21 protein-coding genes are annotated in these 25,077 nt (G+C 70.1%); 10 read left to right on the forward strand and 11 right to left on the reverse strand.

Annotated features, from left to right (window positions below):
- Positions 1-108: 108 nt before the first annotated feature.
- Complete coding sequence (gene queC / locus TSH58p_RS13915; RefSeq protein WP_109072300.1) at positions 109-804, forward strand: 7-cyano-7-deazaguanine synthase QueC; 696 nt, start codon at positions 109-111, stop codon at positions 802-804.
- A 194-nt stretch (positions 805-998) separates the two neighbouring features.
- Here queC and TSH58p_RS13920 read toward each other — a convergent pair whose 3' ends face one another.
- From TSH58p_RS13920 to TSH58p_RS13935, 4 genes are all read right to left on the reverse strand, one after another.
- Positions 999-1,913, reverse strand: coding sequence for a branched-chain amino acid ABC transporter permease (locus tag TSH58p_RS13920; protein ID WP_109072288.1), 915 nt, complete (start codon positions 1,911-1,913; stop codon positions 999-1,001).
- A gap of 22 nt (positions 1,914-1,935) precedes the next feature.
- Positions 1,936-3,102, reverse strand: coding sequence for an ABC transporter substrate-binding protein (locus TSH58p_RS13925; RefSeq protein WP_109072287.1), 1,167 nt, complete (start codon positions 3,100-3,102; stop codon positions 1,936-1,938).
- Positions 3,103-3,153: 51 nt separating this feature from the next.
- Entirely contained in the window at positions 3,154-3,792 is a 639-nt protein-coding gene (locus TSH58p_RS13930) for an elongation factor P hydroxylase (protein WP_109072286.1), read from the reverse strand.
- A gap of 118 nt (positions 3,793-3,910) precedes the next feature.
- Positions 3,911-5,920 carry a methyl-accepting chemotaxis protein gene (locus TSH58p_RS13935; RefSeq protein WP_109072285.1) on the reverse strand — a complete coding sequence of 670 codons (2,010 nt, stop codon included), beginning with the start codon at positions 5,918-5,920 and terminating at the stop codon, positions 3,911-3,913.
- Between the two features lie 402 nt (positions 5,921-6,322).
- Between TSH58p_RS13935 and TSH58p_RS13940 the strand changes: the two genes are divergently transcribed.
- The 3 genes from TSH58p_RS13940 to TSH58p_RS13950 all read left to right on the forward strand — a co-directional run bounded on the left by TSH58p_RS13940 (position 6,323) and on the right by TSH58p_RS13950 (position 10,526).
- A complete protein-coding gene (locus TSH58p_RS13940; protein ID WP_109469232.1) occupies positions 6,323-7,474 on the forward strand; it encodes a glycosyltransferase family 2 protein in 1,152 nt (383 codons plus the stop codon).
- The gene (locus tag TSH58p_RS13945; protein WP_109068692.1) at positions 7,471-9,162 is read left to right on the forward strand and encodes a glycosyltransferase family 39 protein; all 1,692 of its coding nucleotides are present in this window, start codon (positions 7,471-7,473) and stop codon (positions 9,160-9,162) included. Before TSH58p_RS13940 ends, TSH58p_RS13945 begins: the two co-directional genes overlap by 4 nt.
- A 185-nt stretch (positions 9,163-9,347) precedes the next feature.
- The gene (locus TSH58p_RS13950; protein ID WP_109068691.1) at positions 9,348-10,526 is read left to right on the forward strand and encodes a serine hydrolase; all 1,179 of its coding nucleotides are present in this window, start codon (positions 9,348-9,350) and stop codon (positions 10,524-10,526) included.
- 28 nt (positions 10,527-10,554) lie between these two features.
- Here TSH58p_RS13950 and TSH58p_RS13955 read toward each other — a convergent pair whose 3' ends face one another.
- From TSH58p_RS13955 to TSH58p_RS13965, 3 genes are all read right to left on the reverse strand, one after another.
- Entirely contained in the window at positions 10,555-10,974 is a 420-nt protein-coding gene (locus tag TSH58p_RS13955; RefSeq protein ID WP_109068690.1) for a nuclear transport factor 2 family protein, read from the reverse strand.
- Between the two features lie 142 nt (positions 10,975-11,116).
- Positions 11,117-12,100 (reverse strand): hypothetical protein, encoded by a 984-nt coding sequence (locus TSH58p_RS13960; protein WP_109068689.1) that lies wholly within the window; start codon positions 12,098-12,100, stop codon positions 11,117-11,119.
- A gap of 127 nt (positions 12,101-12,227) precedes the next feature.
- The gene (locus TSH58p_RS13965) at positions 12,228-13,808 is read right to left on the reverse strand and encodes an FAD-dependent oxidoreductase (RefSeq protein ID WP_199230043.1); all 1,581 of its coding nucleotides are present in this window, start codon (positions 13,806-13,808) and stop codon (positions 12,228-12,230) included.
- A 146-nt stretch (positions 13,809-13,954) separates the two neighbouring features.
- Here TSH58p_RS13965 and TSH58p_RS13970 point away from each other — a divergent pair, with 146 nt between their 5' ends.
- Positions 13,955-15,619, forward strand: coding sequence for an NAD+ synthase (locus TSH58p_RS13970; protein ID WP_109068688.1), 1,665 nt, complete (start codon positions 13,955-13,957; stop codon positions 15,617-15,619).
- A 10-nt stretch (positions 15,620-15,629) separates the two neighbouring features.
- Here TSH58p_RS13970 and TSH58p_RS13975 read toward each other — a convergent pair whose 3' ends face one another.
- From TSH58p_RS13975 to TSH58p_RS13990, 4 genes are read right to left on the reverse strand one after another with little or no spacing between them, the layout of a single operon-like run.
- Positions 15,630-16,454: an ABC transporter permease gene (locus TSH58p_RS13975; RefSeq protein WP_109068687.1), complete on the reverse strand. Its 825-nt coding sequence runs from the start codon at positions 16,452-16,454 to the stop codon at positions 15,630-15,632.
- Positions 16,451-17,191: an ABC transporter ATP-binding protein gene (locus TSH58p_RS13980; RefSeq protein WP_109068686.1), complete on the reverse strand. Its 741-nt coding sequence runs from the start codon at positions 17,189-17,191 to the stop codon at positions 16,451-16,453. The genes TSH58p_RS13975 and TSH58p_RS13980 overlap by 4 nt, the downstream gene beginning before the upstream one ends.
- A gap of 20 nt (positions 17,192-17,211) precedes the next feature.
- Complete coding sequence (locus TSH58p_RS13985) at positions 17,212-18,180, reverse strand: YVTN family beta-propeller repeat protein (protein WP_109068685.1); 969 nt, start codon at positions 18,178-18,180, stop codon at positions 17,212-17,214.
- A 53-nt stretch (positions 18,181-18,233) separates the two neighbouring features.
- The gene (locus TSH58p_RS13990; RefSeq protein ID WP_109068684.1) at positions 18,234-19,406 is read right to left on the reverse strand and encodes an ABC transporter substrate-binding protein; all 1,173 of its coding nucleotides are present in this window, start codon (positions 19,404-19,406) and stop codon (positions 18,234-18,236) included.
- A 264-nt stretch (positions 19,407-19,670) separates the two neighbouring features.
- Here TSH58p_RS13990 and pedF point away from each other — a divergent pair, with 264 nt between their 5' ends.
- From pedF to TSH58p_RS14015, 5 genes are all read left to right on the forward strand, one after another.
- Complete coding sequence (pedF, locus tag TSH58p_RS13995) at positions 19,671-20,114, forward strand: cytochrome c-550 PedF (RefSeq protein ID WP_109068683.1); 444 nt, start codon at positions 19,671-19,673, stop codon at positions 20,112-20,114.
- The gene (locus TSH58p_RS14000) at positions 20,111-20,971 is read left to right on the forward strand and encodes an ABC transporter substrate-binding protein (RefSeq protein WP_109068682.1); all 861 of its coding nucleotides are present in this window, start codon (positions 20,111-20,113) and stop codon (positions 20,969-20,971) included. Before pedF ends, TSH58p_RS14000 begins: the two co-directional genes overlap by 4 nt.
- A gap of 198 nt (positions 20,972-21,169) precedes the next feature.
- The gene (locus TSH58p_RS14005; RefSeq protein ID WP_109068681.1) at positions 21,170-21,994 is read left to right on the forward strand and encodes a quinoprotein dehydrogenase-associated SoxYZ-like carrier; all 825 of its coding nucleotides are present in this window, start codon (positions 21,170-21,172) and stop codon (positions 21,992-21,994) included.
- Entirely contained in the window at positions 21,991-22,926 is a 936-nt protein-coding gene (locus TSH58p_RS14010) for a quinoprotein relay system zinc metallohydrolase 1 (protein ID WP_109068680.1), read from the forward strand. Before TSH58p_RS14005 ends, TSH58p_RS14010 begins: the two co-directional genes overlap by 4 nt.
- Before the next feature lie 272 nt (positions 22,927-23,198).
- Positions 23,199-24,950, forward strand: a complete 1,752-nt coding sequence (locus TSH58p_RS14015) for a methanol/ethanol family PQQ-dependent dehydrogenase (RefSeq protein WP_109068679.1) — start codon at positions 23,199-23,201, stop codon at positions 24,948-24,950.
- Positions 24,951-25,077: the final 127 nt, after the last annotated feature.

Here is a 25,077-nt window from a genome sequence, read left to right on the forward strand (position 1 = left end):
GAGCCCTGGCTGAGGGGCGGGATCGCCGTCGGTCGGTCACCGCCGTTGACCCATGGCAAGGAGCGGATTATGCCGGGCCGGACGGTGGCCATGGGAAAGGGCGGGGACATGAACGCAAGGAACGCGGTGGTGCTGGTCAGCGGCGGGCTGGACTCCACGACGGTGCTGGCCATCGCCCGGGAGCAGGGCTACCGGCTGAACGCGCTCAGCTTCCGCTACGGGCAGCGCCACGCGGTGGAGCTGGAGGCGGCCAAGCGCGTCGCCGCGGCCATGGCGGTGGACCGCCACGTCATCGCCGACATCGACCTGCGGGCCTTCGGCGGCTCGGCCCTGACCGACGCCATCGCCGTGCCCAAGCACGCCAGCGCGGCGGATCTGGGGACGGGCATCCCGGTGACCTACGTCCCGGCGCGCAACACGGTGTTCCTGTCCTTCGCGCTGGCCTGGGCGGAGACTCTGGAGGCGTCGGACATCTTCATCGGCGTGAACGCGCTGGACTATTCCGGCTATCCGGACTGCCGGCCCGAGTACATCGCCGCCTTCGAGACCATGGCGAACCTCGCCACCAAGGCGGGGGTGGAGGGCACCAGCCGGTTCAAGATCCACGCCCCGCTGATGACGCTCGACAAGGCGGGCATCATCCGCCGCGGGCTGGAGCTGGGGGTGGACTACAGCCTGACCCACTCCTGCTACGACCCGGCGCCGGACGGCACGGCCTGCGGGTCCTGCGACAGCTGCCTGCTGCGGTTGAAGGGCTTCCAGGAGGCCGGGCTGGCCGACCCGGTGGCCTACGGGCCGCGGTGAGGGGGGCGGATTCTCGGCGGCGACAGGGTCTTCGCGGATTTCGCGGATTCCGACGCGGATTTCACGGATTTTCTTTTATCCGTCCCCAGTGCAGGCCTTTCCGGTTGGCACGCGCGGAGCACGCTCAAAAAGAAATCCGTGTCATCCGTGCCCAAATCCGTGAAGACCCTGTTGTCTCCCAGGAATCCCGAACGTCAGTGCGCCGGGAACAGCCCCTTGGGCTTGATCGCCAGGACCACCGCCATCAGCACGTAGATCGCCATGGAGGCCAGCGCGGCCCCCGCGGCGCTGGCGTTGGCGGCGTCCATCACCAGACGGAAGGCGGCGGGCAGCAGGGCGCGGCCCAGCGTGTCCACCATGCCGACCAGCAGCGCGCCGGCCAGCGCCCCGCGGATCGAGCCGATGCCGCCGATCACGATGACCACGAAGGTCAGGATCAGGATCTGCTCGCCCATGCCGACCTGAACGGCCAGCACCGGCCCGGCCATGGCCCCGGCCAGACCGGCCAGACCGCAGCCCAGCGCGAAGACCAGCCCGAACAGCAGCCGGACGTCCACCCCCAGCGCCATCACCATCTCGCGGTTGGTGGCCCCGGCGCGGATCAGCATGCCGACCCGCGTGCGGGCGATCAGCAGCCACAGGAACACCGCCACGGCGATGCCCACGGCGAGGATCGCCAGCCGGAAGGCCGGGTATTTCAGCCCGAACAGGTCCACCGTCCCGGCCAGCGCCGCCGGCGGGTTCAGGAAGATGGGGACCGGGCCGAAGATGATCTTCACCAGCTCGTTGAAGAACAGGATCAGCCCGAAGGTCGCCAGCACCTGATCGAGATGGTCGCGGCGGTAGAGCGTGCGCAGCGCCACCGCCTCCACGACCAGCCCGAGCAGCGCCGTCAGCAGAACCGCCGCCGCCAGCGCCAGCGGGAAGCTGTCCAGCACCGGCACCAGCGCCGCCGTCAGGTAGGCGCCGACCATGTAGAAGGTGCCGTGGGCGAGGTTGATGAGGTCCATGATGCCGAAGACGAGCGTCAGCCCGGCGGCCATCAGGAACAGCATCACGCCGAGCTGAAGCCCGTTCAGCCCCTGTTCGACGAGGAGGAGCGCGTCCATTCTCCGGCGTCCTGGCTCCGCCTCACTTCATCGGGCAGTCTTTGACGTAGGCGTCGGCGTGGTTGGTGAAGACCGTGGCGACCGTCTTGTTGGTCACCGCACCGTCCGCACCCTTCACCACCTCGCGCAGGTAGATGTTGTGGATCGGGTAGTGGTTGGTGTTGAAGGCCACCTCGCCGCGCAGGCTCTGCAGCTTGGCCGAGGCCAGCGCGGCGCGCAGCTTGTCCTTGTCCTTCAGGTTGCCGCCGACCGCCTTCACCGCCGTGTCGATCAGCAGCGCCGTGTCGTAGCCCTGGGCGGCGTACATGGACGGGATGCGCCCGTACTTGGCCTTGAAGTCGGCGACGAACTTCTTGTTGGCGGCGTTGTCGAGGTCGGGGCTCCACTGCGCGGAGTTCTTGACGCCGAGCGCGGACTCGCCGACCGCCGACAGGATGTCCTGGTCGAAGGAGAAGCCGGGGCCGAACAGCGGCACCGCGCCCTTCAGCCCGGCCTGCTCATACTGCTTGATGAAGTTGATGCCCATGCCGCCCGGGTAGAAGACGTAGACGGCGTCCGGCGCCGCGGCCTTGAGCTGCGCCAGCTCCGCCGCGTAGTCGAGCTGCCCGACCTGGGTGTAGACCTCGCCCGCGACCTCGCCCTTGTAGTAGCGCTTGAAGCCGGCCAGACCGTCCTTGCCCGCCGGGTAGTTGGGGGCCATCAGATAGACCTTCTTGAAGCCCTCGTCCTGGACATGCTTGCCCACGGCCTCGTGGATCTGGTCGTTCTGGTAGGCGGCGTTGAAGAAGTACGGGTTGCACTGCGCGCCCGCCAGCTGCGACGGGCCGGCGTTCGGGCTGATGAAGAAGGTCTGCCCGCCGGCCAGCGTCGGCAGCATGGCCAGCGCGAGGTTCGACCAGACCACGCCGGTCACCACCTGCACGCGGTCGCGCTCGACCATGCGGTTGGCGAGGCCGACGGCGACGTCGGGCTTCTGCTGGTCGTCCGCCTCGATGACCTGGGTGTCCTGCCCGCCCAGCTTGCCGCCCGCATGCTCCACCGCCAGCGCGAAGCCGTCGCGGATGTCGATGCCCAGCCCCGCGCCGGGGCCGGACAGGGTGGTGATCATGCCGATCTTCAGCGTGTCCGCCGCCGCCGGGGTGGCGAGCAGGGCCAGCGCGGAGGCCAGCGTAAGCAGGTTGCGGGTCATGACGGTCCAGCCTCCAGGGGTGTTATGATTGATTTATGGGCAGTGCGAATGTCAGGCCGCCTGCATCCGTCCATCCGCCCAGGCGCGCGCCGTGGACGGGCGGCCCTCGGCGTCGATCAGGCCGCGGGTGAAGAGTTCCTCGACATGGCGGATGAAGAAGGCGGCGGTGCTCTCCCGCTCCCAGCGCTCCATCCAGTTCTGCTCCAGGAAGGCGAGGATCGCCGGCTGGCCCAGCTCGGCCTCCCACAGCACGCCCAGCAGGGAGGTCTGCTGCTCCTCGTGCATGCACTCCTCGAAGGTCAGCTTCTGCTGGCTGCGCGCCTCCTTGCGCAGGGTCGTCTCCGGCCCCGGCCCCAGGCCGAAGTCGTAGAGCGCGCGGCGCTCGGGCGCCGCGACCAGCCAGTGGGCGACCTCATGCACGATGACCGTGGATTCCACGTCGGTGCGGATGACCTCCCCGTCCCACATGAAGGAGGCGTTCGGCGGCTCGTCCAGCGTGCCGATGCCGTGGGCGTGGGCCAGCCGCACCGCCTCGGCGCGCTGCTCCGGCGTGTCGACGCCGCCGGGCACCGGCCATGTCGCGGCGATGCGCCGGAAGGCGGCGAGGGGCAGGGGCTTGCCGGCCAGCAGGCGCTCGAAGGTCGCCAGGGCCTCCGGCATCGTCTCGGCCGGGATCGGAGTCAGGATCATGATGGGAAAGGCAGTCCGGGGTGCGCAATGGCCCCTATTTGCCCAACAGGGCCGGCGCGGCGCAAGAAAAACCCCTCCTCCATCGCAATCGGATGGAGGAGGGGTGAAGAAAAGGCCGTCAGGCCGCCCGCATGTCGGTCAGGAAGCGGGAGACGAAGCCGCGCAGCCCCTCCGCCTCGCCGCTCAGCCCGTCGGCGGCGTCCAGCACCTGGCGGGAGGCGTCGCCGGTGGCTTCCGCCGCCTGGGTCACCCCGGCGATGTTGCCGGACACCTCCTGCGTGCCGCGGGCGGCCTGCTGGACGTTGCGGCTGATCTCCTGGGTGGCCGCACCCTGCTCCTCGACCGCCGCGGCGATGGTGGTGGAGATGTGGCTGATCTCGCCGATCACGCGGCCGATCTCGGCGATGGCACCGGCCGCCTCGCGGCTGACCTGCTGGATGCCGGCGATCTGGCCGGAGATGTCCTCGGTCGCCTTGGCGGTCTGGTTGGCGAGGCTCTTGACCTCGCTCGCCACGACGGCGAAGCCCTTGCCGGCCTCGCCCGCACGCGCCGCCTCGATGGTGGCGTTCAGCGCCAGCAGGTTGGTCTGGCTGGCGATGTCGTTGATGAGCTGCACCACCTCGCCGATGCGCTGGGCGGCATCGACCAGACCGCGCACGGTGGCGTCGGTCCGCTCGGCGGTGCTGACCGCCTGCCCGGCGATGCTGTTGCTCTGGGCGACCTGCCGGCTGATCTCCTGGATCGAGCTGGACAGCTCCTCCGCGGCGGCGGCGACGGTCTCCACGTTGGCGGTCGCCTGTGTGGAGGCGGCGGCGACGGCGCTGGCCTGCCGGGTGGTCTGCTCGGCGGTGGCCGACATGCCCTGGGCCGTGCTGTTGAGCTGGGTGGCGGCGGAGGAGACGCGGGACAGCACCTCCATCACCATGCGGTCGAACTCGCGGGTCAGGGAGTCGATGCGCTCCGACCGCTCGCGGCGGGTCTCATGCTCGGCGGCCTGTTCCGCGGCCATGCGGTCGGCCTCGATCAGGCTGTGCTTGAAGACCTCCACGGCCTTGGCCATGCCGCCGATCTCGTCGCCGCGGTCCAGGCCCGGCACGTCCACCCGGCGGTCGCCGCCGGCCAGACGGGTCATGGTGTCGGTCATCGAGACGATGGGCCGCGACAGGCCGCGCCCGATCAGCAGGGCGGAGAGCAGCCCGAGCAGGACGGCGACCACGGCGGCGGCGGTGGTCATCGTCCGGGCGCGGTCGATGTTCTCCGTGGCGGTGGCGCCGAGCGCCGCCTGCTGGCGGGCGCTGGCGTCGCGCAGCTGCTCAACCCGCGCGTTGACGGTCGGGCCGAGCGTCTCCAGCACCTGCGAGACCAGCTCGTCCCGCTTGGTGGTGGCGACGACCGCCTTCTCGAACTGGGTGGCGAAGACGCGCTGGTAGGCCAGGAAGGACGAGGCGCCGCGGCGGCGCTCCAGCTCGGTCAGCTTGGCGAGCATCGCGTTGCCGCGCTCGCGGGCGTTCTGCAGCTCCTTGCGGAAGCTGTCGGCGCTCTCCGCCGAGCCGTCGGTCAGGAAGCGGTTGACGTTGTTGCGGGCGGCCAGGAAATGGCGGGCCGCCATGCCCGCCTGATAGGCGGCTTCGGTGTCGCCGTCCGCGTAGGCGCTGTCCATGACGCCGCTCAGCGCCTTCTCCATCTTGACCCCGAGGTCCAGAAGCTCCGCCGCCGCCTCGTTGCGGGTCGCCTGGAACTCCATGATGCGGGTGAAGGCCTCGCGGTACTGGCCCAGCTCGTTGTCCATCTGCGTCACCGTGCGGTTCAGCGTCGGCTCGGTGAACAGGGTCTTGGCCTCGTCGATCCGCCCGTCGAGGTCGGCGGCCAGCGAGTCCACCGTGTGGGCGGCCTCCTCGCTGCCGGTCAGCAGGAAGGTCTTGGCCTGGAGCTGGACCTCCAGCATCGTCGCCTGGATGCGCCCGACCTCGGTGGTCTGGCGGGCCAGCGTCTGATAGGTCGCGAAGCCGTTCTTCGCGTCCATCAGGGCGTACACCCCGATGCCGCCGATGGCGACCAGGAAGAGGAGAACCCCGGCGTTCGCCGCCGTGATCTTGGTGCCGACCCGCAGATGGTTGAACAGGCTCATGGTCGGGAAAACTCCGGATGAGGCTGAATGGTTTAGATACAAAACATGGCAGTGTCCGCTTACCAATTCATTAAGTGTGCCAACTGGTTTCCAGCTCTCGAAAACGGTCGCGCGCGGCGGTCCGCGCACCCTTGGGGATGTCCTTATCCTTCCGGGTTCTGGCGGTTTCGCGGGGGCTTGGAATATTTGTCCTGCCCGCGGCGTTAGCCCACAGCGACGGGCCGTTCCGGCACCGGCTCCAGCGGCGTGCTGGTCACGGCTTAGGCCGTGGATGGTCACAATAGAGGCGTTTTGCTCATCCGCATGTATCGTGCTATATGCCAAAGGGCGAAGCGCCCCGCCGGGGACGCCTGCCTGGACCCCTCCGACCCGGCTCGTGATGATCTTACCCAACGGCCGGCCATGTCCCTGACCGACGCGCCCACTCTGGCGGCTTCCGCCAGCACCGCCCCCACCGCCGCCCCCACCACCGCCCCCAGGCCGAGCGACGCCGCTTCCGCCCCGAAGCCGTCGCGTTCCGCCCGCACGAAGCGGGGGCGCCTGTCGGTGGTGATCCCCTTCTACAACGAAGGCCCCAACATCGCGGCGCTGTTCGAGCGGCTGGTGCCGGTGCTCGACCGGCTGGACGCCGAGTGGGAGGTGGTCTGCGTCAACGACGGCAGCCGCGACGACACGCTCGACCGCCTGCTGGACGTCCATGACGCCGACCCGCGGGTCAAGGTGGTCGACCTGTCGCGCAACTTCGGCAAGGAACTGGCCCTGTCGGCGGGGTTGCGCCACACCACCGGCGACGCCGTGGTGCCGATGGACGCCGACCTGCAGCACCCGCCGGAACTGCTGCCGCAGTTCCTCGCCAAATGGCGCGAGGGCTACGACGTGGTCGTCGCCGTGCGCCACGCGCGGGTGGGGCAGAGCCTGAAGCACCGGATGTTCGCCCGCGCCTTCTACTGGATCTTCGACAACCTGTCGGAGGTCAAGCTGCCGCGCGAGGTCGGCGACTTCCGGCTGATGGACCGCCGGGTGGTCGACGTCATCAACCGCATGCCGGAACGCACGCGCTTCATGAAGGGCATCTTCGCCTGGGTCGGCTTCCGTCAGGCCAGCATCCCCTACGAGCAGGGGGAGCGCGCGGGTGGCGAGACCAAGTGGGGCTTCCTGAAGCTGCTCAGCCTGTCCTTCGACGGCTTGACCGCCTTCTCCACCTTCCCGCTGCGGGTGTGGAGCCTGGTGGGCATGGCGATCTCCGGCTTCGCCTTCGTCTACATCCTGCTGCGCCTGCTGCGCACCCTGATCTACGGCATCGACGTGCCCGGCTATGAATCGCTGCTGGCCGCGGTGCTGTTCATGGGCGGCATCCAGCTCGTCACGCTGGGGGTCATCGGCGACTATCTGGGCCGCGTGTTCAACGAGGTGAAGGGGCGCCCCCTCTACATCGTCCGTTCCGCGCACGGCTTCGAGGACGAGGCCGCCGCTCCGGCATCCAATTTGGCGGCCAATCCGGGGGCCAATGCAGGCGCTTGGCGCCGGCCCGGAAGCGAGGACCGCCCTTCATGAGCCTGATGCCGCCGCTCGGCCTGAATCCCCTCGGGGCGACGCCCCCGGCGGGCGCTCTGTCCCAGCGCCGCGCCGGCGCCCTGTGGGACGACATGGCGCGCGCGCTTCTGCTGTGCCTGATCATCCTCGCCGGGCTGACCTTCCGGAATTACGGGATCAGCACCGACGAGGAGGTGCAGCACATCTACGGCAAGAAGCTGCTGTCCTTCTACCTGTCCGGCTTCACCGACCGGTCGGCCTTCCATTTCAAGGACCTGTACCTCTATGGCGGGCTGTTCGATCTGGTGACCGCCCTGGTGGTCCCGATCTCCCCGTTCGAGGAGTACGAGACGCGCCACCTGCTCTGCGCGCTGGTCGGGGTGCTGGGCATCGCCGGCTGCTGGCGCTACGCCCGGCTGCTGGCCGGGCCGCGGGCGGGCTTCCTGGCGGCGGCGCTGCTGGCGCTGTCCGGCGTCTATTACGGCGCCATGTTCAACAACACCAAGGACGTGCCCTTCGCCGCGGGCATGGTGTGGACGCTCTATTTCGCCACCCGCATCATCGGCCAGATGCCGGCCCCGCGCCGCAGCGCGGTGCTGAAGTTCGGGCTGGCGCTGGGCCTGACCCTGTCGATCCGGGTGGGCGGGGTGCTGGCCGGCTTCTACCTCGCGGTGGCGCTGGCGCTCTATGTGGTGCTGGTGGCGTGGCAGGGCGGGCTGCGGCCGGCGCTGGGCGTCGTCCGGCGCGCCGTGCCGCCCCTGCTGCCGGCCATTCCGCTGGCCTACGCGGTGATGGCGCTGTTCTGGCCCTGGGCTGTGCAGAAGCCGCTGAACCCGCTGGAGGCGCTGCGCGTCGTCTCGCACTTCCCCATCGACATCCAGACGCTGTTCATGGGGCAGATGGTCAGCTCCGCCGCCCCGCCGGCGCTCTATCTGCCGGTCTATCTGGGGGTGAAGCTGCCGGAGGCGGTGCTGCTGGGCACCCTGGCCGCGGTGGTGCTGGCCGTCCTGTGGGCGGCGCGCGGCGGCTGGCGGAGCGTGGACGGCGCCTTCGGGGCGGTGCGCTGGGTGCCGCTGGCGCTGGCGGCCTTCCTGCCGGTGATCCTGTTCATGCTGATGCGCCCGTCCGTCTACAACGGCATCCGCCATTTCCTGTTCGTGGCGCCGCCGATGACGGTGCTGGCCGGCATCGCCTTCGACCGGCTGTGGAGCGGGGCCGAGGCGCTGGGCCGGCGTACGGGGCAGGCGTACGGGGCCGCCGCCATCGCGGTGGCCGTGCTGTACGCGTGGCAGCTCGGCGCCATGCACCCGAACCAGTACGTCTACTACAACCAGTTCACCGGCGGTCTGAAGGGGGCCGAGAGCCGGTTCGAGCTGGATTACTGGGGCAACTCCCAGCACGAAGCGCTGGCCGAGCTGGTCGCGCTGGTCGAGCGCGAGAACGGCGGCAAGGCGCCGTCGCGTCAGTACACCCTGTCGGTCTGCGGCAACACGCTGGCCGTACGCTTCGAGCTGCCGCCCTGGCTGAAGCTGGTCAACGGCACCGGGCTGGACTGGCGCAAGGCGGATTTCTTCATGGCCTTCACCCAGGTGAAGCAGTGCCCCAGCCTGCTGGGCGGCCAGCCGATCATCGAGATCGCCGCCGACGACGTGCCCCTGACCATCGTGAAGGACCGCCGCCCGCCTCAGGCGGAGATACCCACCGAGTGAAATTCGGCCGAGTAGAATTCGACCGAGCAGAATTCGACCGAGTGAGCCACCTCTCACCGGTCTAACCCGGCCGGGGCCGGCTGCTCCGTTGGCGTGATGTCCGTCCGCGGCCGTACCCGCGGGCGGGACCGCTTCCCACTCTTCCCTCAGCGCGTCCATTCCGCGCGCGATGACGGAGGCTGGGGATGCGGGGGCCGGTGCTCGGTGTCGTGTCGTTTCTTGCGCTCACCGTCTGGGCGACGGCCCCCGCCCCGGCGGACGCGGTGGCCCCGGACCGTCTGGGCGAGGCGGTGACGGCGCTGGCCGACCGCCGGCTGGCCGAGGCGGGGGCGGGCAGCATCGTCGTCGGGGTGATCCGCGACGGGCGCAGCCTCGTCGTCGGTCGGGGCGACAGCGGGCGGCCCGATGGCGGCCCGCCGGACGGGCGCACCCTGTTCCAGATCGCCTCGCTGACCAAGCCCTTCACCGGCACCATCCTGGCCGAACTGATCCGCGCCGGGCGCGTCGCCCCGACCGACCCGCTGGCCCGCCATCTGCCCAAGCCGGTTCACGCCCCGGACTATGACGGCACGCCGATCCGCCTGCTCGACCTCGCCACCCACACGGCGGGGCTGCCCAACGTGCCGGAGACGCCGCGCTTCTCCTGGAGCCGGCTGGAGGACCCGCGCAACCCCTACAAGCCGCTGACGCGGGAGGAGGTGGGGGCCTGGCTGTCCGGCTTCAGCCTGACGGTGCCGCCGGGCACGCGCTTCCGCTATTCCAACGTCGGCATGGCGGTGCTGGGGGAGGCCCTGTCCACCGCCTCCGGCATCCCGTACGAGACCCTTCTGAAGCGGGTGGTCACCGAGCGTTTCGGCATGACCGACACCACCCTGGCGCCCAACGCCGGTCAGCGCGCCCGCAAGGCGGTGGGCCACGCCCGCGGGCAGGTGGTGCCCGATTGGGAGGCGCCGGCCATGCAGCCCTCCTTCGGCCTCTATTCCACCGCCGACGACCTGCTGCGCTGGCTGCGCGCCAACATGGGCGACTGCACCGGCCTGGGAAAGGCCGCCTGCGACGGCGAGACCGCCGCGACCCTGGCGCTCGCCCAGTCGGTGCAGGTGGACGGGCGGGCGCTGCGCGATCCGGGGGCGCTGGGGCAGGGGGCGATGGCGCTGGGCTGGTTCGTCGCCTGGGCGGCGGACGGCACGCCGATCCTCTGGCATTCCGGCTCCACCGGCGGCTTCAACGCCTACATCGCCTTTTCACGCGCGCACCGATGGGCCGCGGTGGCGCTGACCAACAGCGACCCCGAGCGCATCGCCGCCGACCGGGTGGTGGGCGACCTGATCTGGCATCTGGAGAACGCGGCGGAGCGCCGCTGAGACGCGGAAGGCGGATGAGAGGCCGCGGTCAGTGCAGCAGGCCGCCGGGTGGCGGGCGGTCGGGAGGCGTCAGGATCTGCGAAGCCGGCTCGGCGATCGGTCCGGCCTGATGGTGGGCCAGCCGCCATTCGCCGTCCTCGCGCGCGAACAGGTTGGTCGCGGCCAGGACCGCGTCTCCCACGATCTCCTCGCAGAGGACGACCGCGGTGTCGCCGTACAGGCTGACGCGTTCGTTGCGCGACTGCACCGCCGGGCCGCGGGGGGCGCGCAGCACGTCCTGCCAGCTCGACACCACCGCCTCCCGGCCGAACAGAATGGTCCAGCCGGGATGGATGCAGGATACGGGCAGGCGGGAGGCCCACAGCCGGTCCATGGCGGGGAAGTCGCGCGCGGTGAAGGCCTGATAGAAAGCCCGGTTCGCGGCCAGCACGGCGTTGCGGTCGGTCATGGGGAAGCGAATCTCCGAAACAGCGAAAGCCGCTTCTATACGGGCAGCCGGCTCAACGGCAAGCATGGGCCCCCGTTATCACAGATCGCACCCCTTTTGCGGGAACCCCCTTCGCGGGAACGGGAAAACGGCCCGCGCCGCCTCACGCCGTGATGTCCACCTTCTGGGGCGCTTCCGCCGCGGTGCCGCCCTTGGCGGCGCTGCTGCCGTCGGTCAGGCCGGCGATGGGCTGCGACAGGTCCAGGTTCAGGTGCATCACACCATCGGCGCTCTTGGTCGGGGTCAGCGCGCCGAGGCCGTTCATCCCGCCCTTCGCGGCCATGCCGTTCAGCTTCTCCAGGACGCCCTTGATCTCATCGTCGCTGAAGCCGTTGGCGCGGACGATCATGCCGGTGGCCTTGCCGGACACCTTGGTCGTGGCGGCGGAGAACATGGCGCTGCCCGAGCCGTCCGCGTTCAGCGTGGCCGACAGGCCGCGGTCCTCGCGGGTGAAGTCCAGGGTGGACTTGGCGAAGGAGATGCGGACCGACTTGTCGCCGTCCTGGATGGTCAGCTCCATGCCGCGGGACTCGATGGACCACTGCGACCGGGCTTCCTCCATGCTCATGCCCATCTGGCTGAAATCCATGGACTTCAGCTTGTCCTTCATGGCGCTGCCGAAATCGCCGACGGCACCCTTCACGTCGTCGTCCGACATGCCCAGCCCGCCGAGCAGGCTGCCGAGGTCGCCGGCCATGTTGTCGATGGCCTTCTCGAACAGGCCGGAGAGGCCCTTGGACTGCTCCAGCGCCTTCTGCATGATCTGCTCGGCCTGCTTGGCCCGGTCGGCCATGGCCTGGGCGCCGGTCTTGCCGCCGGCGGCCGCATCGCCCGCAGCACCGGCGTTCGCGCCGTCGGCGCCCGCCGCCGCGGGCTTCTTGCCCGACAGGTTGTCGAGCAGGTTCTCCATCGACTGGCTGATCGTGTAGGCCGGGCTGGCGCTTTTCGCGGGAGTCGCGGCGTCGGTCGTGGTGGCGGCCTTGGCGCCGTCCGCGGCCTTGCTCTCGGTTGCCTTCTTGGCGTTGTTCGCCTGTTGCAGGACCGTGCTGGTCGTCCCTGTCGGTCCGGACATTTCCGAGTAATACATCGCCGCCTCCCGCGCGTGATTGTTTCGCCGTAAGGGTATGATCGTACCGGAGTCCTTTACCACAGGTTAATTCGTCGCAGGGCTCCTGCAACGCCCGGTCGAAACTCTTCGGTTTCGAAGGATTTTATCAGTTTTTGCTTGCGGAGTCCTCCATGGCCGCAAGGGGCTGGGTGGCCGGGCCGTTCAGAACCGTCCCATCCACGGCGAAGCGGGAGCCGTGGCAGGGGCAGTCCCAGCTCCGTTCGCCGGGATTCCAGCGCACCACGCATTTCAGATGGGGGCAGATGGCGGAGCGGCGGTGCAGCGCCCCCGACTCGTCGCGGAAGACGGCGACGGGCCAGACGCCCGACTTCAGGACCGCCCCCTGACCGGGTTCGATGCGGTCCTCCCCCTCCAGCTCCGGGCCCTGGACATAGGGCAGGAAGTGGCGGGCCGCGTCCAGATTCTCCCGCAGGTAGGTGCCGAGCGTGCTGGTCATCTTGCGGCCGGGATCGTACAGCGCGGCCCAGGGGCTGCCGCTGCCGTGGATCAGCTCGCACAGCACCAGCCCGGCGATGGTGCCGTGGGTCATGCCCATGCCGCTGTCGCCGGTCGCCACGAAGACCCGCCCGCCATAGGCCGGGTCGGGGCCGATGAAGGCCAGCCCGTCGAAGGGCTCCATCACCTGCCCGGACCAGCGGTGCTCGACCGCCCCGGCCTGGGGGAAATGCGCGCGCGTCCAGGCTTCCAGCGCGGCCCAGCGCTCCGCCATGTCGCGGGCCTCGCCGGTCTTGTGGTCCTCGCCGCCGACGATCAGCCGGTCGTGGTCGGCCTCCGGCTGGAGCCGTGCGTAGTGATAGGCGTCGAGCGTGTCCCAATAGAGGGCGTCGGGCACGCTGCCCTTCGGCACCCGCACGGAGATGGCGTAGGTGCGGTAGGGCGCCTGCTTCGAATGGATGGCGAAGCGGTCGCTGATCGGCGAGTTGGTGGCGACGACCACCGCGGCGGCCTCGACCAGCGCGTGGTCCGGCCCGGCCTCGACGCGCACGCGCTCCCCGTCCTGCCGGACCGTGGAGACATGGGCCCCGGTGGCCAGCGCGCCGCCGCGCGCCAGAAAGGCGCGGGTCAGCCCGGCCAGATAGTCCAGCGCGTGGATGCGCGCCTGCCGGGGGAAGCGCAGGCAGGGGCCGGGATGCCGGATGGGCGGGGCGTCCAGCCGCTCCACATCGTCCAGCCCGGCGCGGCGGGCGGCGTCGCGCTCGCGGTCCAGGGTGGCGGGGTCCTGCCCCGGCGCCAGCATCAGATAGCCGTCGAGCCGGGCGAAGCCGCAGTCGATTCCCTCCTCGCGGGCGATCCGCTCGATGGTGTCGATGGCGGCGCCGTGGCTGTCCGCGGCCATGCGGGCGCCGGACCCGCTGTGCAGCCGTTCGATCTCGGTGAAGCGGTCGTCGATGACGTTGGACAGATGCGCCGTGGTGCGCCCGGTCTCGCCGCTGCCCGGCGGCCCGTCGTCCAGCAGCAGGACCGACTTGCCGGAGCGCTGGAGCAGATAGGCCGTGGTCACCCCGGCGATGCCCGCCCCGATGACGATCACGTCGGGTGATCGGTCGGGCCGCAGGGCGCCCAGCGCCGCGGCGGTGGGGGCGACCGTTCCGGCGGGCATCGCCGCCCCGCCGCGGTCCATCCAGACGGAGGTCGTGGCACCGGAACCTTGCCCGGGCTTCTGCATGACCGGTCATCCTTCTGTTGGCGTCCTGTCCTTCCGGCAACACAGCGTGCGGTGGCGCGGTTCCGCTGTGGCCGTGCGCCGCTTCCGCCCCCGGCCTCCGGCTGTTACGGTGTCGCCGATCCGCCGCTTCACCGGACGACGCCGCCATGACCGACCGCCTTTCCATCGCGCTGGCCCAGATCAACCCGACCGTCGGCGCCATCACCGCCAACCTCGACCGCATCCGCAACGCGCGGGCGGAGGCCGCCGCGCGCGGCGCCGACCTGATGGTCTGCCCGGAGCTGGCGGTGACCGGCTACCCGCCGGAGGATCTGGTGCTGAAGCCCTTCTTCCTGGACGTGGTGGAGCAGGCGGTTCGTGAACTCGCCGCCGAGACGGCGGACGGCGGGCCGGCCCTGCTGGTCGGCGCGCCCTGGCGCGACGGCGGCAAACGCCACAACGCCGCCCTGCTGCTCGACGGCGGGCGGATCGCGGCGACCCGCTTCAAGGTGGACCTGCCGAACTACGGCGTCTTCGACGAGAAGCGCCTCTTCGACCCCGGCCCGCTGCCCGGCCCGATCAACGTCCGCGGCGTGCGGCTGGGCGTTCCGATCTGCGAGGACATGTGGTCCGCCGACGTGATCGAGACGCTGGCGGAAAGCGGGGCGGAGATCCTGGTGGTCCCCAACGGCAGCCCGTTCGAGCTGGGCAAGCACGACCGGCGCGTGCAGCTCGCCGTGCGGCGGGTCACCGAGTCCGGCCTGCCGCTGCTCTACGTGAATCAGGTGGGCGGGCAGGACGAGCTGGTCTTCGACGGCGCCAGCTTCGCGCTGGGCGCCGACCGCCGGCTGGTGGCGCAGGCTCCGGCCTTCGCCGAGCATCTGCTGATCACCCGCTGGGAGCGCGGCGAGGACGATGTGTGGAGCTGCGCCGACACGGAGTGCGTCGCCCCGCCGGACGAGCTGGAGTCGGTCTACGCGGCGCTGGTCCTGGCCTTGCGCGACTATGTGACCAAGAACCGTTTCCCCGGCGTCATCCTCGGCCTGTCGGGCGGCATCGACTCGGCGCTGTCGGCGGCCATCGCGGTGGACGCGCTGGGCGCCGACCGGGTGCACGGCGTGATGATGCCGTCGCCCCACACCGCGCCGGAGAGCCAGGACGACGCCGCGGAGTCGGCGGAGCTGCTCGGTTGCCGGCTCGACACCGTTCCCATCGTCCCGGCGATGGAGGCGTTCGAGCGGATGCTCCGGCCGGCCTTCGCCGGGCGCGATCCGGACGTCACGGAGGAGAACATCCAGGCGCGGTCGCGCGGTGTCACGCTGATGGCGCTGTCGAACAAGTTCGGCCCCATGGTGCTGTCCACCGGCAACAAGTCGGAGATGTCAGTCGGCTACGCCACGCTCTACGGCGATCTGTGCGGCGGCTACGCCGTCCTGAAGGACGTCTACAAGACGACGGTCTACGCGCTGGCGCGCTGGCGCAACGCGCATGTGCCGGAGGGCGCGCTCGGCCCGGCGGGCCGCGTCGTTCCGGAGCGGGTGCTGGTCAAGGCGCCGACCGCCGAGCTGAGGCCCGGCCAGACCGACCAGGACACGCTGCCGCCCTACGAGGCGCTGGACGACATCCTGCGCTGCCTGATCGAGGAGGATCTGGGCGTCGCGGAGATCGTCGCCCGCGGCCACGCGCCGGAGGTGGTGAACGCGGTCTGGCGCATGCTGCATCTGGCCGAATACAAGCGCCGCCAGGCGCCTCCCGGCCCGAAGATCACCCGGCGGCAGTTCAGCCGCGAGCGGCGCTACCCGATCACCAACGGGTTCGGCAGCATCCTGTGAGGGGTGCCGCCTACTCCCCGCCCGTCTTCCGTGCCAGGAAGCCCTGCGCCGGGTTGTAGCCGTAGATCGCCCCGCCCAGGAACAGCGCCAGCGCCAGCACCGTCCAGCCCAGTGCCGGCAGGTTGACCTGCTGGTAGAGCGCGAAGCGGATCAGCTCGACCGCCTGGCTGAAGGGGTTGACGGTGCACAGGGCATGGAGAAGCTCCCCCGCCTCCTGCATCTTCCACAGCGGATAGAGCGCGGTGGACAGGAAGAAGGTCGGGAAGATGACGAAGTTCATCACGCCCGCGAAATTCTCCAGCTGGCGGATGGCCGAGGACAGCAGCATCCCCAGCGCCCCCAGCATCAGCCCGCTGACCACCAGCGCCGGCAGCACCGTCACGTAGCCGAGCGGCGGCGCCTGCACCCCGTAGACCCAGGCGACGGCGAGGAAGGCATAGACCTGGAGGATCGACACCGCCGTCCCGGCCAGCAGCTTCGCCGTCAGCAGGAACCAGCGGGGCAGGGGGCTGACCAGCAGCATCCGCATGCTGCCCATCTCGCGGTCGTAGACCATCGACAGCGAGCTTTGCATCCCGTTGAACAGCTGCACCATCCCGGCGAGGCCGGGGACGATGTAGACCTCGTAGGGGATGTAGGTCTCGTAGGGCGGGGTGATGGCGATGCCCAGCGCCGCGCGGAAGCCCGCCGCGAAGACGAACAGCCAGAGCAGCGGGCGCACCAGGGCCGACAGGAAGCGTTCCCGCTGGTGGACGAAGCGCAGCACCTCGCGCCCGACGATCCCGCCAAGCGCGCGGGCGTAATGGGCGGGGCCATTATGGGCAAAGGCCGTCACGCCGCCTCCTTCGCGGTCAGCCGGGTGAAGCTCTCGGTCAGCGAGTCCGCTCCGGTCGCGCGGTTCACCTCCGCCACCGGGCCGGCGGCGCGGACCCGACCGCGGTGGATCACCACCACCCGGTCGCCCTCGCCGATCTCGTCGATCAGGTGGGTGGCCCAGAGCACGGCGATGCCGCGCTCGCGGCACAGCGCGTGGACATGCTCGACGATGGCGCGCCGCGCCGGAACGTCCAGCCCGACGGTCGGCTCGTCCAGCACCAGCAGGGCCGGCTCGTGCAGCAGGGCGCGGGCCAGCTCCACCCGGCGGCGGTGGCCGCCGTTCAGCGCCCGCACCGTCTCGCCGATGCGTTCCGCCATGCCCAGCCGCTCCAGCGACTCCCGCGCCCGCGCCTCGGCGGTGCGGCGGGGGATGCCGTGCAGGGCCGCGAAATAGAGCAGATTCTGCCGCACCGTCAGGTCGAGGTCGAGCGTCGGCTGCTGGAACACCACCCCCATGCGGGCCAGCGCCCTGGCCGGCTCCCGCCGCAGATCGACGCCGCCGATGCGGATGGTGCCGCCCGGCGATTCGAACAGGCGGGTGACCAGCGCGAACAGAGTCGTCTTGCCCGCCCCGTTGGGGCCGAGCAGGGCGGTGAAGGACCCCGCCCCGACCGCCAGCGACACGTCCTTCAGCGCAAAGGCGCTGCGCCCGTAGGCGTAGCTCAGCCCTTCGACCGACAGCGCCGGTTCCGCCATGCCCTTACCCTTTCACCCGCTTAGCCCTTCACCGCGACGCCCCAGGGGTAGCGGCCGACCTTGATCGACTTGACGACCTTCAGGCTGTCCACGTCGATCACCGACACGTCGCCCGACACGCCGTTGGTGGCGTAGAGCCGCTTCTGGTCGGGGGACAGGTCGAGCTGCCAGACGCGGCGGCCGACCAGCAGATAGTCCTTCACCGCGAAGGTCTGGGCGTCCACCACCGCGACGTGGTTGGCCGGGCCGAGCGCCACGAAGGCGTAGCGCCCGTCGTCGGTCAGCTTGACGCCCACCGGCTGGATGCGGTCCTGGGGGACGCCCTTGATCTTGAAGCGGATGGTCTGCGCCACCTTGCGGCTGGCCGTGTCGATCACCGACAGGGTGCCGCCGATCTCCGCCGACACCCACAGGCGGCTGCCGTCCTTGTTGAACTGGGCGTAGCGCGGGCGGGCGTCGACCAGCGTGTTGTCGACGACGGCGCGCTTCTCGGTGTCGATCCAATGGACCATGTTCGTCGTCTCCGACGTGTTCACCGCCCATTTGCCGTCGGGGCTGACCGCCATGCCCTCCGGCTCCACCCCGACATCCACCTGATAGGCGACCTTGCGGCTCGGCACGTCGACGATGGTGACGACGTTGCTCTCCTCGTTGGCGATGAACAGATGCTTGCCGTCGGGATGCAGGGCGAACAGCTCCGGGTCCTCGCCCGAGGGCAGGTTGTGCAGGATCTTCCTGGTCGCGAGGTCCATCACCTGCACCGTGTCGTCGTCGCTGGCGCAGATGTAGAGGTGCTTGCCGTCCGCGCTCAGCGTGATGCCGCGCGGGCGCCGCCCGACCTTCACCGTCTCCGTCACCGTCAGGGTCGCGCCGTCGATGATCGACAGGGTGTTGTCCTTCTCGTTCGAGACATAGACGGTCTCCGCCAGGGCGGGGGCGGCGCAGCCTGCCAGCAGCGCGGCGAGGAGAAGGGAGCGGGCGGTGGTCATCGGGGCGGCGTCCTTATCGGCGGAAGCGTTTGGGGAAGGTCAGCGACGGCCCATCAACGGCGGCAGGCCGTTTCGGGCTGGTCGTGGCCCAGCGTGTCGAGTTCGGTCCTGGGATGCAGGAAGCCGTCCTGCGGCGAGACGGAGACCAGAGAGCGGTCGGCGGCGAGAAGCACCGGCTGGCGCAACTGCCCGTCCCAGCTGCGGAAGGACAGCGGCACGCCCTTGAAGGCGGCCAGCGTGAAGTCCGGCCCGCGGATGTGGGCGGCCAGCGCCGCCGGATCGGTGGAGCGGGTGCGGGTCGCCGCCTCGCCCACCGCGCGGATGGCGGACCAGACGGCGTGGTCGCGGGGCAGCATGGTCCGCTGGGCGGCGGCCTTGAAGCGGGACTGGAGCTGTGCGGCCCCCCAGGCCTCGTGGGCGCGGTGCCAGTTGGTGGGGACGAGGCCCTGCGTGCCGACGACCGGGCGCGGCTCCCAGGTGCGGTAGAGCACATAGTCGCCGAAGTCGCCGATCTCGTCGGCGACGATCACCACGTCGTGCCGCTTGCCCTGGGTGAAGACCGGCATTTCGGCCTGGGCGGTGCGGCGGGCGTCGTGGTCCTCGCTCCAGGTCTTCTCCTCGACCACCTCGGCGCCGAAGCGCTTGGCCGCCCGCTTCACCGCGGCGGCGTAGAGCCGGTCCTCGGGCCGGGTGCCGACGATCAGCAGCCATTTCGTCCAGCGCTTCACCGCCAGATACTGGGCCAGCGCGTCGGCGAGCATGGCGCGGTCGGGGGCGGTGTGCAGCAGGTTGGGCGCGCACAGCGCGTTGCGCAGGCTGTCGTCGGTCGAGCCGGCGTTGAACAGCAGCAGGTTCGCCGCCTCCGGCAGGCGGGCCAGGGCGCCGGGCGCCTCGCCGGGCAGGTCCAGCACGACGATGCGGTGCCCGGCGGCGGCGAGGTCGCGCAGCGCCTGCGCCGGGTCGCCGTCGATGGGGACGGTCACCGCCTCCAGCTCGAAGCGCTGCTTGAGGAAGCGGCCCGTGCTGTTGTTGTCGGCCACGGCCAGCCGGGCGCCGGCCAGCCCTTCGTCGGCGGGCGGTTCGTCGAGGTTGGACAGGGCGGGGGGATGATCGACCTCCTGCGTCAGGTAGGCGATGCGGACGGTTGAGAGGTCCGCGGTCGCCGCCTCCTGCGAAAAGGCGGCCGGCGGGGCGCACAGCCCGCCGGCCAGCAAGGCGATCTGCATCAAGGAGGGTAACCAAAGGCTGAAACGCATCGCGGGTTTGCACTCGCCTGGTTTCGGGAGATCAGGGTATCCCCGCCGGGCGGCGTCCCGGAATGCAACTTTGGTACGATTGCGCGGGCGGAAAACAGCAATTCGGTCCGATCGCGGGGGGCTCCACGCACGGTTGCTACCAAAGTCCAATTATTGGCGGCACGGACCGCCCGCTATGCTCCGGGGCAACGGACAACGCTCCATTCGCATCTTCTCTGAATGAGGACGCCCCTTATGAACGCACGGCTTCTCCGGCTTGCGATGGCCGGTTTCCTGACCGGCGCGGCCGCCGTCATCTCCACGGTTGTCCCCACCGCGGCCTTCGCCCATGGCGACGTGACCCCCCAGGCCGTGGACACCACCGGCCTCGACAAGCTGGGCGAGGACTGGCGCGACGCGAACCCCTACCGCGGCAACCCGCGCGCGATCGAGATCGGCGCCTCCGCCTTCAACCAGAATTGCGCGCGCTGCCACGGGCTGGGCGCGGTGTCGGGCGGCATCGCCCCGGACCTGCGCTATCTGGAGAAGGGCGACGCGGGCGACGAGTGGTTCAAGGAGCGGGTGACCAACGGCTCCATCCGCAACGGCGTCACCTACATGCCGCGCTTCGGCGAGGCGCTGGGCCAGGAGGCGCTGTGGGCGATCCGGTCGTGGCTGGAGACGGTGCACGAGGAATGAAGGCGCTTCCGACGCGGCGCCAGCTGCTGTCCTTCGCCGCCGCCGCGCTGGCCGCCGGGGTTCTCCCCCGGCGCGCCGGCGCGCGCCCGTTGGACGACGTGGTGGCCGCCGGGCGGCTGATGGTCGCGGTTTATCGCGACAACCCGCCTTTCTCCCACCGCAAGGGCGGCGCCCTGGTCGGCGTGGACGTGGACATCGCCCGCGCCATCGCCGGGCGGCTGGGCGTCGGCGTCGAGTTCATGGAGCTGACCGCCGGGGAGGCCGTGTCGGACGACCTGCGCAACGCGGTGTGGCGCGGCCCGGTCGTCGGGGGCGGCGTGGCCGACGTGATGATGCATGTGCCCTATCAGAAGGAGTTCGGGCTGCGCAACCCGGAGGCCGTGCTGTTCGGCCCCTACCAGCGGGAAGGATTCGCGCTGGCCCGCAACCCGATGCGCATGACCCAGCCGATGCTGGCCTCCCTGCCCGACGAGCCGGTGGGGGTGGAGATCGACAGCATCCCCGACTTCTATCTGCTGGGGGCCTTCGGTGGGCGGCTGCGCGAGCGGCTGGTCCACTACATGACGATCCCCGAGGCGGTCGAGGCCCTGGTCAAGGGCGACGTCGCCGCCGTCGTCGCGACGCAGAGCCAGGTGGAGGCCGCGCTGGGCGACCGCGCCGCCGGCTTCCCGATCACCCCGGTCACCTTCCCCGGCATGATGGCGTCGAGCTGGGACATCGGCATGGCGGTGAAGGAGAACTCCCGCGATCTCGCCTATGCGGTGGGCGACGCGGTGACCGCGATGCTGGAGGACGGGACGTTGCCGGAGATTTTCCGGAAGCATGGAGTGACGCACAACGCGATTCCGGTGGAGTGACGGTGCTTGCCCCCCTCCCAACCTTCCCCCGCTTCGCAGGGGGAGGGGCTTGATTCCCTCCCCTGCGTAGCTCTCGCGCAAACCAAAGGTTTGCGCTGACGCGGCAGGCGGACCTTTGGTCCGCCGAGAGCGGGGGAGGGTTAGGGAGGGGGCAAGAGCCCGCACAAGAACAACGACGCAAGGGAGGGGGAAACCGCCATGAACCGCCATCTCGCCGCCGCGGCGCTCCTGGCCGCGCTCTCCAGCCCGGCTTATGCCGGCCCGCCGGACCCCGCCGACCCGCTGGCCTCCGTCATGTGGGACGTGCTGCGGCCGGAGCTGTTCGGAACGGCCCCCGTGCAGTTCGACGAGCGGGTGACCGTCACCGCCCCCGACAACGCCGAGAACGCCGCCGCCGTCCCGGTGATGGCCGACGCCACGGCGCTGGGCGCGGTGGAGGAGATGGTGCTGTTCGCCGACCTCAACCCCTTCCCGGTCATCCTGCGCTTCCAGCCGCTGGCGGCGAAGCCGGTGATCGCCACGCGCTTCAAGGTGCAGCAGGCGACACCGCTGCGCGCCGCCGCCCGCACGCCGGACGGAGTGTGGCACATCGGGGGCAAGCTGCTCGACGCGGCGGGCGGCGGCTGCACCGCGCCGCCAGCCACCTACGCCGCCGCCGACTGGGCCGACCATGTGGGCGAGGTGCAGGGCCGCGCCTGGGCGCCGGCCGGTGAGGGGGCGGGTGAGGGGGCGGGTGAGGACAAGGCGACGCGCGTGCGCTTCCTCGTCCGCCACCCCATGGACACCGGTCTGGTCGCCGGCATTCCCGCCTACTTCATCGAGGCGCTGACCCTGCGCGACGCCGACGGGCGGGCGCTGGCCCGGCTCCAGACGGCGGAGCCGCTGTCCGAAAACCCCGTCTTCACGCTGGAGGTGCGGCCCGGAGCGGGCGCGCGCAGCCTGACGCTCGACGGGCGCGACAACCAGGGCGGCGAGGTGAAGGCGGCCATCCCGCTGCCCTGGGTGCAAGGGGCACTGCCATGAGAGCGCTACTCGCCCTTCTCCTGCTGCTGGTCGTCTCCGCCGCGCCGGGCTGGGCCGCCGGCCCGCTGAGCTACCAGCTGAAACCCGTCGCCATCGCGCCGGACACCTGGGTCTTCGAAGGCACGCGGGAGCATTTCACCCGCAGCAACGGCGGCAACATCCTCAACCCCGGCTTCATCGTGACCGACGACGGGGTGATCGTGATCCAGACCGGCCCGTCGCGCCGCTTCGGTGAGGAGATGCGCGCGGCCATCGCGACCGTCACCGACAAGCCGATCCGCAAGGTCTTCGTCAGCAACCTGCACCCCGACTACTGGCTGGGCAACCGCGCCTTCGCCGACGTGCCCATCGCCGCGCTGCCCGGCACCATCGAGGGCATCAAGGCCGAGGGGCAAGGGATGACCGAGAACATGTACCGCCTCGTCGGCGACTGGATGCGCGGCACCGAGCCGCTGGTCCCGACCGAGGCGGTCTATGGCTCGACCGTCGTCTTCGGCGCGCACCGGCTGCGGCTGATCCCGCTGGAGGGCCACACCGCCGCCGATCTCGCCATCCTGGACGAGACGACGGGCGTGCTGTTCGCCGGCGGAGTCGTCTTCTCCGACCGGACGCCGACGACGCCCCACGCCGACATCGGCCGATGGCTGGCGGCGCTGGATGCCCTGGACGCGCTGGACGTGACGGTGCTGGTGCCCAACCACGGGCGCATCCGGTCCGACAAGGCGGCCATCGCCCAGACCCGCGACTGGCTGACCTGGCTGGACCGTACGCTGCGCGAGCGGGCGGAGGGCGGGGCCGACATGGCCGAGCTGCTCGACGCGCCGATCCCCGAGCGCTTCGCCGGGATGGGCGTGCTGCGCGAGGAGTACCGGCGCTCCGTCTCCCATCTCTGGCCGCGGATCGAGCGGGCAATCCTGCCGCGGGTCAACTGACGCCCTTCTCAATGAAACGTTTCCCGGTGCCAGCAGAACGCTCCGCCCATTCGACTATTTGCCAATGGACCCCAATCGGGGTGCCGGTAAACTGCTTTATTGTCAGAAGGATAGGGGCTTCGCGATGCCGCGTCGCCCCTGCGTCGAACCCCTGATTGTTCCGAAAAGAAGCCGAGGACGGGCGGAGAAGGCAGACGGATTCCGCCATTCGTCTGCAAACGACCTCTGCCCGCGACTCCGGCTGTCCATTTCCCCTGGGAGGTATCCGCACCATGAAGCGTCTCTTCCGCACCTGCCTGCTTGCAAGCGCCATGGCCGCCGGCCTTGGTCTGGGCGGCCCCGCATTGGCCGCCGACGGACCCAGCAACGACGACCTGCTGAACGACGCCAAGTCGACGGGCGACGTACTGACCTACGGCATGGGTCATCAGGCGCAGCGCTTCAGCCCGCTCGACAAGCTGAACCCGGACACCGTCAAGGGGCTGGTGCCGGTCTGGTCCTTCTCCTTCGGTGGCGAGAAGCAGCGCGGGCAGGAGTCGCAGCCGATCATCCATGACGGCACGATCTACGTGACCGGCTCCTACTCCCGCCTCTACGCCGTGGATGTGAAGACCGGGCAGAAGAAGTGGCAGTACGACCACCGCCTGCCCGAAGGAATCATGCCCTGCTGCGACGTCGTGAACCGCGGCGCCGCGCTCTACAAGGACAAGATCTACTTCGCGACGCTGGACGCCCGTCTGGTCGCGCTGAACAAGGACACCGGCAAGGTCGTCTGGTCGAAGAAGATCGAGGACTACAAGGCCGGCTATTCGGCGACCGCCGCCCCGCTGATCGTTGACGGCAAGGTCATCACCGGCAATTCCGGCGGCGAGTTCGGCATCATCGGCATGGTCGAGGCGCGCGACGCCGAGACGGGCGAGCTGGTCTGGCAGCGCCCGACCATCGAGGGCAACATGGGCACCCTCAATGGCAAGGAATCGACCATGACCGGCGTGATGAACGCCAGCTGGTCGGGCGATCTCTACAAGACCGGCGGTGGCGCCACCTGGCTGGGCGGCACCTACGACCCGGAGACCAAGACGCTGTTCTTCGGCACCGGCAACCCGGCGCCCTGGAACTCGCACCTGCGTCCGGGCGACAACCTCTACACCTCCTCGACCCTGGCCATCGACCCGGCCAACGGCGACATCAAGTGGCACTATCAGACCACGCCGCACGACGGCTGGGACTTCGACGGCGTCAACGAGCTGGTGTCCTTCGACCTGAAGAAGGACGGCCAGACCATCAAGGCCGGCGCCAAGGCCGACCGCAACGGCTTCTTCTACGTGCTGGACCGCACCAACGGGAAGCTGCTCAGCGCCTCGCCCTTCGTCACCAAGATCACCTGGGCCAAGGAGATCGACGTGAAGACCGGGCGGCCGGTCTACAACGACGACAACCGTCCGGGCACCCCGGTCGGTGCGGAAAAGGGCACGTCGGTCTTCGCCGCCCCGGCCTTCCTCGGCGCCAAGAACTGGATGCCCATGGCCTACAGCCCGGCGACCGAGCTGTTCTACGTCCCGGCCAACGAATGGGGCATGGACATCTGGAACGAGCCGATCACCTACAAGAAGGGTGCCGCCTATCTGGGCGCCGGCTTCACCATCAAGCCGCTCTATGACGACTACATCGGCGCGCTGCGCGCCATCGACCCGAAGACCGGCAAGATCGTCTGGGAATACAAGAACCCGGCGCCGCTGTGGGGCGGCGTGCTGACCACCGGCGGCAACCTCGTCTTCACCGGCACGCCGGAGGGCTATCTGAAGGCGTTCGACGCCAAGTCCGGCAAGGAGGTCTGGAAGTTCAACACTGGCTCCGGCGTCGTCGGCTCCCCGGTCACCTGGGAACAGGACGGCGAGCAGTATGTGGCCGTGGTCTCCGGCTGGGGCGGAGCGGTGCCGCTGTGGGGCGGCGACGTGGCCAAGCTGGTCAAGGACATCAACCAGGGCGGCTCCCTCTGGGTCTTCAAGCTGCCGAAGGCCTGACGGGGAAACCCCGTGCCGTGACCGGACCAGGAAAGGGCGGCCCGAAGGGTTCGGGCCGTCTTTTCTTGCGAATCGCTTGCAACAGGATTTGGGCCGGGATTTAAAACGGAATTGCCTACGATCGGCT

Origin of the sequence: Azospirillum sp. TSH58, assembly GCF_003119115.1 — a bacterium.
Taxonomy (GTDB): Bacteria; Pseudomonadota; Alphaproteobacteria; order Azospirillales; family Azospirillaceae; genus Azospirillum.

Bases quoted from the DNA above. Each gene is read 5' to 3' on its own strand.
- queC (WP_109072300.1), top strand. From the start codon at position 109: ATGAACGCAAGGAACGCGGTGGTGCTGGTCAGCGGCGGGCTGGACTCC.
- TSH58p_RS13935 (WP_109072285.1), bottom strand. From the start codon at position 5,920: ATGAGCCTGTTCAACCATCTGCGGGTCGGCACCAAGATCACGGCGGCG.
- pedF (WP_109068683.1), top strand. From the start codon at position 19,671: ATGAACGCACGGCTTCTCCGGCTTGCGATGGCCGGTTTCCTGACCGGC.
- TSH58p_RS13945 (WP_109068692.1), top strand. From the start codon at position 7,471: ATGAGCCTGATGCCGCCGCTCGGCCTGAATCCCCTCGGGGCGACGCCC.
- TSH58p_RS13925 (WP_109072287.1), bottom strand. From the start codon at position 3,102: ATGACCCGCAACCTGCTTACGCTGGCCTCCGCGCTGGCCCTGCTCGCC.
- TSH58p_RS13940 (WP_109469232.1), top strand. From the start codon at position 6,323: ATGTCCCTGACCGACGCGCCCACTCTGGCGGCTTCCGCCAGCACCGCC.
- TSH58p_RS13970 (WP_109068688.1), top strand. From the start codon at position 13,955: ATGACCGACCGCCTTTCCATCGCGCTGGCCCAGATCAACCCGACCGTC.
- TSH58p_RS13985 (WP_109068685.1), bottom strand. From the start codon at position 18,180: ATGACCACCGCCCGCTCCCTTCTCCTCGCCGCGCTGCTGGCAGGCTGC.
- TSH58p_RS13930 (WP_109072286.1), bottom strand. From the start codon at position 3,792: ATGATCCTGACTCCGATCCCGGCCGAGACGATGCCGGAGGCCCTGGCG.
- TSH58p_RS14005 (WP_109068681.1), top strand. From the start codon at position 21,170: ATGAACCGCCATCTCGCCGCCGCGGCGCTCCTGGCCGCGCTCTCCAGC.
- TSH58p_RS14015 (WP_109068679.1), top strand. From the start codon at position 23,199: ATGAAGCGTCTCTTCCGCACCTGCCTGCTTGCAAGCGCCATGGCCGCC.
- TSH58p_RS14010 (WP_109068680.1), top strand. From the start codon at position 21,991: ATGAGAGCGCTACTCGCCCTTCTCCTGCTGCTGGTCGTCTCCGCCGCG.
- TSH58p_RS13955 (WP_109068690.1), bottom strand. From the start codon at position 10,974: ATGACCGACCGCAACGCCGTGCTGGCCGCGAACCGGGCTTTCTATCAG.
- TSH58p_RS13990 (WP_109068684.1), bottom strand. From the start codon at position 19,406: ATGCAGATCGCCTTGCTGGCCGGCGGGCTGTGCGCCCCGCCGGCCGCC.
- TSH58p_RS13950 (WP_109068691.1), top strand. From the start codon at position 9,348: ATGCGGGGGCCGGTGCTCGGTGTCGTGTCGTTTCTTGCGCTCACCGTC.
- TSH58p_RS13920 (WP_109072288.1), bottom strand. From the start codon at position 1,913: ATGGACGCGCTCCTCCTCGTCGAACAGGGGCTGAACGGGCTTCAGCTC.
- TSH58p_RS13980 (WP_109068686.1), bottom strand. From the start codon at position 17,191: ATGGCGGAACCGGCGCTGTCGGTCGAAGGGCTGAGCTACGCCTACGGG.
- TSH58p_RS13965 (WP_199230043.1), bottom strand. From the start codon at position 13,808: ATGCAGAAGCCCGGGCAAGGTTCCGGTGCCACGACCTCCGTCTGGATG.
- TSH58p_RS14000 (WP_109068682.1), top strand. From the start codon at position 20,111: ATGAAGGCGCTTCCGACGCGGCGCCAGCTGCTGTCCTTCGCCGCCGCC.
- TSH58p_RS13960 (WP_109068689.1), bottom strand. From the start codon at position 12,100: ATGTATTACTCGGAAATGTCCGGACCGACAGGGACGACCAGCACGGTC.